Source organism: Brevibacterium sp. UBA7493 (genome assembly GCF_002479565.1).
GTDB classification, from domain to species: domain Bacteria; phylum Actinomycetota; class Actinomycetes; order Actinomycetales; family Brevibacteriaceae; genus Brevibacterium; species Brevibacterium luteolum.
On record NZ_DLOD01000017.1, the window covers coordinates 42,107 to 52,110 of the forward strand.

Annotated in this window: 7 protein-coding genes; 3 read left to right on the forward strand and 4 right to left on the reverse strand. The window is 69.8% G+C overall.

Going from position 1 to position 10,004, the window contains the following annotated elements:
- Positions 1-120 precede the first annotated feature (120 nt).
- Positions 121-1,800 carry an FAD/NAD(P)-binding protein gene (locus tag B4E96_RS11340; protein WP_349680660.1) on the reverse strand — a complete coding sequence of 560 codons (1,680 nt, stop codon included), beginning with the start codon at positions 1,798-1,800 and terminating at the stop codon, positions 121-123.
- A gap of 213 nt (positions 1,801-2,013) precedes the next feature.
- On the opposite strand from B4E96_RS11340, the gene B4E96_RS11345 reads away from it, so the two are divergent.
- Complete coding sequence (locus B4E96_RS11345) at positions 2,014-2,256, forward strand: type II toxin-antitoxin system Phd/YefM family antitoxin (protein ID WP_286957622.1); 243 nt, start codon at positions 2,014-2,016, stop codon at positions 2,254-2,256.
- Positions 2,257-2,260: 4 nt separating this feature from the next.
- Here B4E96_RS11345 and pta read toward each other — a convergent pair whose 3' ends face one another.
- The 3 genes from pta to B4E96_RS11360 form a co-directional block, all read right to left on the reverse strand.
- Complete coding sequence (gene pta / locus B4E96_RS11350) at positions 2,261-3,343, reverse strand: phosphate acetyltransferase (RefSeq protein ID WP_349680658.1); 1,083 nt, start codon at positions 3,341-3,343, stop codon at positions 2,261-2,263.
- Between the two features lie 139 nt (positions 3,344-3,482).
- The gene (locus B4E96_RS11355) at positions 3,483-5,090 is read right to left on the reverse strand and encodes an APC family permease (RefSeq protein ID WP_286957623.1); all 1,608 of its coding nucleotides are present in this window, start codon (positions 5,088-5,090) and stop codon (positions 3,483-3,485) included.
- Positions 5,091-5,369: 279 nt separating this feature from the next.
- Positions 5,370-6,773, reverse strand: coding sequence for an aspartate aminotransferase family protein (locus B4E96_RS11360; RefSeq protein WP_286957624.1), 1,404 nt, complete (start codon positions 6,771-6,773; stop codon positions 5,370-5,372).
- A gap of 323 nt (positions 6,774-7,096) precedes the next feature.
- Here B4E96_RS11360 and ald point away from each other — a divergent pair, with 323 nt between their 5' ends.
- Together ald and B4E96_RS11370 are read left to right on the forward strand one after the other, a co-directional pair.
- Positions 7,097-8,215, forward strand: coding sequence for an alanine dehydrogenase (gene ald / locus B4E96_RS11365; RefSeq protein WP_286957626.1), 1,119 nt, complete (start codon positions 7,097-7,099; stop codon positions 8,213-8,215).
- A 181-nt stretch (positions 8,216-8,396) separates the two neighbouring features.
- A complete protein-coding gene (locus B4E96_RS11370) occupies positions 8,397-9,938 on the forward strand; it encodes a PLP-dependent aminotransferase family protein (protein WP_286957627.1) in 1,542 nt (513 codons plus the stop codon).
- Positions 9,939-10,004: the final 66 nt, after the last annotated feature.

The window sequence follows — 10,004 nt, forward strand, 5'->3', positions numbered from 1 at the left end:
CCATCCTACTGGCCGCCGCTGCGGCCGCGCTGGCGCATCCGCTCCCGAGGCGGTGCTCCCCTCCCGGGGCAGCGGCTCCGGATCCGAGGCGGCGGTCCCGTTCCCGAGGCGGTGGCCGCCTCAGCCCAGGCTGGCGACGATCCGGGCGGCCCACACCTCGGGTTCGGGCAGGACGGCCCGGTTGAGGGAGTCGTTGCCGATCGTCCAGTCCTCTGTCGCCCGGCCGATCGCCGAGAGCCCGGGCACCGGCTGGCCGTCGGCGCCGACAAGCTGGAGGGAACCGGTGACCTGGATGCCGCGCTGGACGGCCGGCTTGGCGACGATCCCCTCGGCGATGAGCGAGTCGATGACCTCGGTGCGGGCATGCACGGCACCCGGCGGGGCAAGCACGGCGAGCACATGCAGGTCCGGGTGGCCGAACATGTGCGCGTCCTTCTCCCCCGGGCCCGGGCTCATCATCTCCAGGTCGATGACCCCGGCGCGGATGAGGGCGAGCAGCTTCTCGGCGTTCACCAGCGGCGGGCCCTCGGCAAAGCGCATGAGCTTCGTGCTCAGCGCCAGGAACTCCTCCCACTGCTGTGGATCGTGGGCGCGGAAGGACAGCACCTGGCGGATGCGGGGCAGCAGGCCCGTCCAGGCCTGGCCTAGGGCGCACTCGGCATCGGGGGCTTGCAGCCCGCGGGCGATGAGCACCGAACGCTCCAAGGCGGCCTTCGCCGAGGTCGCCAGACCCGGACCCCAGCCGGACTCGGCGGTCTGGTCGACCGCAGCGACCACCTCGGCGCTGGCAGGCTCCTGCCAGGCACCGGCCCGGCCGATGAGGATGTCGGCAGCCAGGTGGCGCAGCGCGGCAGCGACATCGCGGGGGCTCGCGTCCTCGGCGAGTGCGGCGGCGTGGTGGCCGGTGAGCTCGTCGAGGTCGGCCTGCTGCTGGCCGCCGTCGGCGGGGATGTAGATGCTCGGCGGTTTGGCGTTGTAGAAGCGGCCGGACAGGCAGGTCGGCAGCAGCACCGGCTCTGCTCCGCAGGCGCGGTAGATGAGGTCGCCGGTGACGACGTTGCGCTCGAAGTGCCCGCAGCGGTTCTCGGTGACCATGAGCGCGAAGTCGATGAACGTCAGCGCCGCCCCGCTGGTGAGCACCCGCTGACCGGGTGAGATGCGGGCGACGGTCGAGTAGTCGTCGTGGCTGAGCGTGCGGGTCTCATCGTGGACCTCGCGGGTGGTCAGCGCCCGGCTGTGGCGGCGGGCGTGGCCGGTGGCCAGCAGCACCTCGTCATACGGTTCCCGTACCTCGGGCCCGGCGTGGACGTGCCAGCCGTCACCGGCACGGCACAGGCGGCGCACCCGTGCGGGCACGACGGTGACGGTCATCGTTTCGGGCAGCTCGGCGATGACGGTCTCGAACGCCCAGGCGAGGTAGGCGCCGACGGCCGCGCGCGGCGGGAACGGGTCGAGGCGGTGTTCGGGGGCGTGGACCTCAGCCCAGGCGGAGAAGGACTTGCGGGCCTTGCTGGCGGCGGCGCGGGAGGCCGGCCAGACGCTGACGATCGCCGAGGTGACGTTGAGGACGAAGCAGCTGGGCTGGTCGGTGCGCCAGATGCGCCCGGCACCTGGGGTGTCCTGTTCGTAGATGTCGACATGGAGGTGCCGCTGGCCGGCAGCTGGGTGGTCGCGCACAGCTGCCGACAGGCTTTCCAGGGCGTAGAGGCCCCTGGGGCCTCCCCCGACGATCGCGACTCTCAGTGCTGTGGAGTTAACGGGGCTCTCGCAATCTGCGTTGCGGCGCTCCGGCCGGCGCAGACCGGGCGCTCAAGTGTCAGCTGGTGAACGAGCTGCTACACTCCTCAGGCTACAGGCGTCGGCTGACAAAGACATGAGCGTGAGACGAACGGGTGGCGACGCTGAGGACGCAGGTGCGCGCGCATCGGCCCGCAGAAGCCGGATGCGGACTGGGCTTCCATGCCGCCGGCACCCGATGGAGAATTGAAGCCAGACGTGTGGAAGGAGGAAACCGTGGCCGCGATCTCGGATCAGGATTTCAGCGCAGACGTCCGCGCTGCGATGCGTGCTACAGGACTCGAGCCGGTCACGGTGACCGATGACGGCAGGCCGGCTTACGTCCTGCTCAGCATTGACGACTACCGGCGTCTGACGCGGCAGAGCAGTGAGTCGTTCCTTGCCGCAATGAGCATGGACGACCACGCTACCATCGACTTCCAGCGGCCTGACTCCACACCGCGGGACCCTGGATTCTGACGCCTTACCCTGCGGCGTGCTGGGCTTGGACGGCGGTGACGGCGACGGTCGTGACGATGTCCTCGACCGTGCAGCCGCGCGAGAGGTCGTTGACCGCCTTGGCCAACCCCTGCAGGACCGGGCCGACAGCGACGGCACCGGAGGACTGCTGGACGGCCTTGTAGGTGATGTTGCCGGCTTCCAGGCTGGGGAAGATGAGCACATTGGCCTGGCCGGCGACCTCGTCGCCGGGCAGCTTCTGCGCGGCGATGTCGGGGTGGACGGCGGCGTCGTACTGGATCGGCCCGACGACCGGCAGGTCCGGGTGGGCCCGGCGCACTGCAGCGGTCGCCTCGCTCACGGCGTCGACGGCCTCGCCCGCGCCCGAGGCGCCGGTCGCGTAGCTGAGCATCGCCACCTTGGGCTCGAGGCCGAAGCTGCGTGCGGTGGCCGCCGATTCGGCGGCGATCTCAGCCAGCTGATCCGGGCCGGGCTGCGGGTTGACGGCGCAGTCGCCGAACACGAGCGCGCCGTGGCCGAAGAGCATGAGGAACACCGAGGACACTGAGGCGACCCCTTCGCGGGTGCCGATGACCTCGAGTGCCGGGCGGATCGTCTCGGCGGTCGTGTGCCGGGCACCGGAGACGAACCCGTCGGCGTGGCCGAGTTCGACGAGCATCGTCGCGGCATAGGCCGGGGCGGCCACGCGTTCGGCGGCCTCGGCTTCGCTGATGCCCTTGTGCTTGCGGGCCGCGTAGTAACCGGAGGCCAGTTCGCCTGCCAGCTCCTGGTTCTCTGCCGCTGACAGGTCGAGGGTGCGCACGCGGTCGAGGTCGAGGGCGATGTCGTGTTCGCCGGCCAGTGCCGCGATCGCCTCGCGCTCACCGAGGATCGTGAGGTCGCAGAAGTCGCGCTCGGCGATCCGTGCGGCAGCGGTGAGCACGCGCGCATCGTCGCCTTCGGGCAGAATGATGTGCTTGCGGTCAGCGGCTGCCAGATCGATGAGACCGGCGAGGAACCGTTCGGGGAAGTCACCAGGCGAGGCGGCTGGGCTGGTCTCTGGGGCCGAGGCCGTGGTGACGGTCGGCTGGGGTGGTGCGGTGGTCATAATGGCCGGCTCCCTTCGGGTGTTTTCGGGCGCACTCGGGGCACCGACCGGCCGGGATGGCCCCGGCCGGTCGTGCCGTGCGGTTGTGGTGGTGTGCTGTGTTGCGGTTGTGGGCGGGTGGCTCAGCTGGCCGGGTGGCTCAGCTGGCCGTCGTGCTGGACGGGCGGCGCAGGAACTCCGGACGCGGGCCACCGAGCACGGCCTCGTCGACGTAGTCGTCGCTGAGCGTGCGGTTGTGGCTGCGGCGCAGGAGGTAGAACACGACGCCGACGAGGATCCAGATGCCCATCGCGATCATCGACGGCAGCGACAGCTGGGCCGGCGAGCCGGGCACGAGCAGCAGCAGGCAGAAGGCGATCGCGACGACGACGCCGGCGGCGGCCATGATCTTGCGCGGGGTCGACCGGGCGCCTTCGACATCGGCGTGGTCCTCCTGGTGCGACCAGCGGAAGAGCTTGAAGGCGCACGCGCAGGTGTAGAGGAACGCGAAGGTGAAGCCGATCGAGGCCATGTCGACGATCCAGCTGAGCGCGGTGCGCCCGAACCAAGGTGCGACGAGGCAGAAGGCCATGACGAAGAAGATGCCGATGTGCGGGGTGCCGTGCTTGCGGTGCACGCGGGAGAACACAGCCGGGATCATCTCGGCGCGGCCCATCGCCAGCAGCACGCGCGAACCGGAGACGAAGAAGCCGTTGAGGCCGGTGAAGATGCCCATCGAGGCGGCGACGACGAGCAGCACGAGGCCGAAGACGCCCATCGAGGCCATGATTGCGTCAGCGGTCGCCCACACGCGGTCGGTGCCCATGAGGTCCTGCCACGGGTAGGCCGAGGCAGTCGCGAGGATCATCGCGCAGTACAGGCCGGTGGCAGCCAGCAGCGACCAGACGATGAGGCTGAAGGCCTTCTTGGCCGGGAAGTCGAACTCCTCTGCCGCCTGCGGGATGTTGTCGAAGCCGATGTAGGCCCACGGGGCGATCGCGACGATGGCCATGATGCCGGCCAGCGGGTTGATCTCGGGGTGGAAGACCGGCTGGGCGTTCGACAGCTGGCCGGCCGGGGAGACGATGACGCCGATGAGGACGATGATGACGGCCGAGACCATGATGACGCAGAAGATGAACTGCGCGCGGCCGGAGAAGCTGGCGCCGGTGATGTTGATGAACGCGAAGACGACGAGGGCGACGGTGGCGATCATGACCTCACCGAAGTACACGTCCCAGCCGGCGACATTGTAGAGGTAGCCGAGTTCGGCGATCTGCGGGAACACCCGCCTGCCGAGCAGGGCGAGCGCGGAGGCGTTGAGGGCGACGATCGAGGTGTAGCCCAGGGTCATGAACCATGCGCAGATGAAGGCGTGCGTGCGCCCGAACCCGACGAGGGTGTAGGCGAAGGCGCCGCCGGAGACGGGGAAGGTGCGGGCGAGGAAGCCGTAGCTGACGCCGACGAGGATCATGAGCGCACCGCCGATCGCCAGGCCGAGCAGCGCACCCATCGGGCCGGCTGCGGCCATCCAGTCCGTCGGCAGCACGAAGGCGCCCCAGCCGACAGCTGAGCCGAGGGCGATCGCCCACACCCAGTGCGGTTTGAGGTTCTTCTGCAGGCGGGTGATCTCGCCGGTCTCGGCGGGGCCTGCGGGGTTGGCGGCGGTGTCAGCGCCGGCGGCCGGGGTCTGTTCGTGCGTCGTTGCAGCGGAGGCGCCGGGGCCGGTCGCTCGGGTGGTGCTCATATTCGGGTCGCGGGCAGTCATGCAGGCGACCTCCTTCCGTATCCATGGGGTGATGTCGGATGCGCGTCTCGGCTGCTTTCCTACCTGCCGGCTCGCACCCTCATCACCTATGTGATGTGCATCACTGCATCGGCTACATTACCGACGCCTGTCGCCGGGCCTCAGTGCCAGACGGCGACCATTCGCTGGGTCCACGCCACCGCCTCGGCGGCGGTCCCAGCCCGGGCTGCGGCACAGCCCGCGGGTACGCACAGGGGGAGGGGCATTGATGCACCCCTCCCCCAGTGCGATCGCTGTCGATCAGCGGATCGCGGCCTCGACATCGCTGAGCATGCCATCGATGCCGTGGACGAGCTCCGAAAGCTCCTCGTCGCCGGCGACCAGCGGCGGGGAGACCATGAGCATCGTCGCGCCGCGGTCGTCGCCGCGCAGGATCACGCCGGTGCGCTCGAAGGAGGCCGGCAGGGTCTCGCGCAGCACCTTGAGCGACTCCTCGTCGGTGAGATCGCGGCCGGAGGCGCGGTCGGCCATGAGCTCGATAGCGTAGAAGTAGCCGGTGCCACGGACGTCCTTGACGCAGCGGTGGGCTTCAGCGAGCTTGTCGATGTCGGCGCGCAGGCCCGGCCCGCGGCGCTGGACGTTGCCGAGCACATCCTCATCGCGCATCGCCGAGATGTTCGCGTGCGCCACGGCGGTGGCGACAGGGTGGCCGCCCCAGGTTGCACCGTGGGTGAAGACGCCGCCCTGCTCGGAGGCGTAGAGCTGGTCGACGAGCTCCTCACGGACGATCATGCCGCCCAGCGGAGCGTAGCCCGAGGTCGAGCCCTTGGCGAAGGTGATGATGTCGGGCACGACACCGGTCAGGCCCTCACCGAACCAGTAGCCGAGGCGGCCGAAGGAGCAGATGACCTCATCGGAGACGAGCAGGATGCCGTACTTGTCGCAGATCGCGCGCAGGGCCTTCCAGTAGCCGTCCGGGGCGACGAGTGCGCCGCGGCCGTTCTGGACCGGCTCGGCGAAGATCGCCGCGATCGTCTCCGGGCCCTCCTCCTGGATGACCTTCTCGTAGGCCTGGATGATGTCGAGCTCCTCAGCCGGGCCGCAGTCGCCGGTGTAGCCGAGCGTGTTGGGCACCGAGCGCACGCCGTCGAGCAGCGGCTCGAACGGGGCCTTGATCTTCGGCAGCTGGGTGACCGACAGGGCGCCCATCGTCACGCCGTGGTAGGCCATCTCGCGGGAGATGAACTTCGTCCGCTGCGGCTGGCCCTGGCTGCGGTGGTACTGGCGGGCGAACTTGATCGCCGTCTCGACGGCCTCGGAGCCGGAGTTGACGAAGAAGGTGGTGCCCAGGTCGCCGGGGGCGAGCTCGGCGATCAGCTCAGCAGCGGCGACAGCCGGCTCGTGGACCATGCCCCAGTTCGAGGCGTAGGCGAGCTGGTGGATCTGCTTCGCGCCGGCGTCGGCGATGTCGGTGCGGCCGTGGCCCATGTTGACGCAGAACAGGCCGGCGAGCCCGTCGAGGTAGCGCTTGCCGTCGGTCGAGTACAGGTGGCAGCCGTCAGCGCGGGTGAAGACGGGGAAGTCGGCGTCGCGCTGGTCGCGGCGGGTGAAGTGCTGGAAGAGGTGGCGGCGGGCGCTGTCGCGCAGGCGGCCGGTGTCGGCTCCCGTCGCCGAGGTGGTGGTCGACGTGTCCATAGTCGTCATGATGTCTCCTTAGCTGCTGGGCAGGTGCGGCAGGTGTGCCGCGGCTTCTGCGGGTGGCACTGGGGCGCGGGCTAAGTCGGCGCTGACCGTGCCCATCTGTCCCTCGAGCCTAGAGACCGGCGTCACAGCACGGCAGTGCCAGATGCCGACGACTTCGGGGATCCAGCGTGGACCCCTCACCCGGGCACAATCTGGTGCTGGCGCCCGGCCCGGGCTGGGCAGACGATGCCTAGCAGAGAGCGATCACTGCTGATCACCTCACTGCTCATCACCACCGATGCGGCTGCAGCGTCGCAGCCGCCGATCACGAGGAGGGCCTGCCCATGCGCATCGGCGTCCCGAAGGAACTGAAGAACAACGAGCACCGGGTCGGCTCAACGCCTGCCGGCGTCCACGAGCTCGTCAGCCGCGGCCATGAGGTCGTCGTCGAATCCGGTGCCGGAGCCGGCTCGGCGATGACCGATGAGGACTTCCGTGCAGCCGGGGCGGCGATCCTCACCACCGCCGACGAGGTGTGGGAGGCCGCTGAGCTCGTCCTCAAGGTCAAGGAGCCGGTGGCTGAGGAGTTCCACCGGATGCGACCGGGCCAAGCGCTGTTCACTTTCCTGCACTTGGCCGCCAGCGAGGAGTGCACGCAGGCGCTGTTGGACAAGCAGGTCGATTCGATCGCCTATGAGCTCGTCCGCTCCCCCAATGGTGCACTGCCGCTGCTGTTCCCCATGTCCGAGGTCGCCGGGCGGCTGGCACCGCTGGTCGGCACGCAGGCGCTCATGAGCCCGGCCGGCGGGCCGGGCAAGCTCATCGGCGGGGTCTCCGGGGTCCGGCCCACCCGAGTCGTGGTCATCGGTGCGGGGGTCTCGGGCATGAACGCAGTCGCAGTGGCCGTCGGCCTGTGGGCCGATGTCGTGCTGCTGGACAAGGACATCGACAAGCTGCGGGCAGCCGACCGGATGTACCAGGGTCGCATCCGCACCGTCGCCTCCACCGCGTTCACCCTGGAGCAGGAAGTCCTCGAGGCTGATCTTGTCATCGGCTGTGTGCTCATTCCCGGCTCCCGCGCCCCGAAGCTGGTGACCAATGACATGGTCAAGCGGATGAAGCCCGGCTCCGTGCTCGTCGACATCGCCATCGACCAGGGCGGCTGCTTCGAGGACTCGAAGCCCACAACGCATGCGGATCCGACGTTCACCGTCCATGACTCGATCTTCTACTGTGTGACCAACATGCCCGGCGCGGTCGCCCACACCTCGACCGTGGCGCTGAATAACGTCACCAGCCCATACGCCACCCTCATCGCCGATCACGGTGTCGCCGAGGCCGCCAAGCGCAGCGACGCGCTGCGGGCTGGCCTGTCGACCTACCAGGGCAAGCTCACCTCCCCGCCGGTCGGCAAGGACCTCGGCATCGAGTCGGTCACCCCGGAGCAGGCCCTCGGCATGTGAGGCCGCGTCCCGCACGGCGACCGCGCCCTCGTGCGCGAGGCGCCGTCCAGCCTGCAGTCAGGCGATGCCGCGGCGGCGCGGCTGGCATAGACTATCAGCCACGCCGCCGCACCGGTCTGCCCGCTTCGGCACGCCTCCTGCGGCGGGGCGTCACCGTTGACGACCGACACAGGAGGGACCGATGGCCGAAACGCTCATCCGCATCGACCCGTCCTCGCCCATCGCCCTGTACCGGCAGGTGCAGGAGGCGATCGTGGCCGGCATCGCCGCCAGCGTCTTCGACGCCAAGCGCCGCCTGCCCAGCTCCCGCGAGCTCGCCACCGAGCTCGAAGTCTCGCGCAACACCATCAACCTCGCCTACCAGGAGCTGCTTGCCCAGGGCCTGCTCATCAGCCAGGAGCGGCGGGGGATCTTCGTCAACCCCGACCTGACCCCCGGCCAACTCGCGGCTTTCACCGCCTCAGCGACGGACACTGAGCCCGAGGCGCCGGTCACCCGGATCGACTGGGCCGCCCGCCTGGCCCCGGCCGGGGATGCCAGCCTGCCGGAGCTCATCAAGCCGCCAGACTGGAGCGAGTACCCTTACCCGTTCCTGCCCGGGCAGATCGAGCTGGCCCAGTTCCCGGCGCGCTCGTGGACCCGGTGTCTGCGCGAGGCGCTGTTCCAGCCGCACCTTGCCCATGCGCTGCAGGACTCCGCCGGCTGTGATGACGACATGCTCGTCGAGATGATCCGCACCCGGCTGCTGCCCTCGCGCGGGGTGCATGTGCGGCCTGAGGAGATCATGATCACGCTGGGCACCCAGCACGGCCTCGACCTCATCGCCGAGGCGCTGCTGAAACCCGGCGACCGGGTCCTCATGGAGGACCCCGGCTACCTCGACCTCCGACACATCATGACCCGCCACCAGGCGTGCGTCGGTGAGATGCCCGTCGACGCCGACGGTGCGATCGTGCCCGCCGATCTCACCGGGGTGCAGGCGGTGTTCCTCACCCCGAGTCACCACCATCCGACGAACGTGACGATGTCGATGGAGCGGCGGCAGGCCGCACTCGAGGCGGCCGCCGCCTCGGGCACGGTCGTCGTCGAAGACGACTACGATGCCGAGTTCCGCTACTCCGGCCAGCCCTCCCCCTCGCTCAAGGCGATCGACCCGAGCGGCGACGTGGTGCACCTGGGGTCGTTCTCGAAGTTCCTCGCCCCGGGCCTGCGGCTGGGGTTCCTCGTCGGGCCCGCCGAGCTCATCGCCGCGCTGCGCCACTCGACTCGGTACACGGTCCGGCATGCGCCGGGGGTGCTGCAGCGGGCGATGGCGCTGTTCCTCGACTCCGGCGACTACCACCGCACGCTGCGACTCAATCGGGAGCGGATGCGAGGGAAGTTCCGGCTCATGTGCGACGGCGTGGCCGAGCTGCTGCCGTTCGAGTCGCGCTGTGCGTTCCCCTCAGGTGGGATGAGCCTGTGGTTCGAGGGCCCGGCCGAGCTCGATACGCGCGTACTGCAGGAGGCGGCCTGCCAGCGCGGGGTGCTCGTGGAGCCGGGTGACTACTTCTTCGCCGCGACCGCTGAGCACGGGTTCGGCTCACGCGAGGTGCCGGGGCATCCGGGCGGGATCGAACGCTACCCGTGGGCGACCCTGCGGCTGGGCTACGCCGCGATCCCGACCCGGGCGATCCGGCCCGGGCTGGAGATGCTGGCGGAGGTTGCGCGGGAGGTTGTGTAGGGGGTTGGCGGGGGCTCTGTGCGCGGCGGCCTGACGGTATCGCGCGGAAAGTTAGAAAAGAGTTTC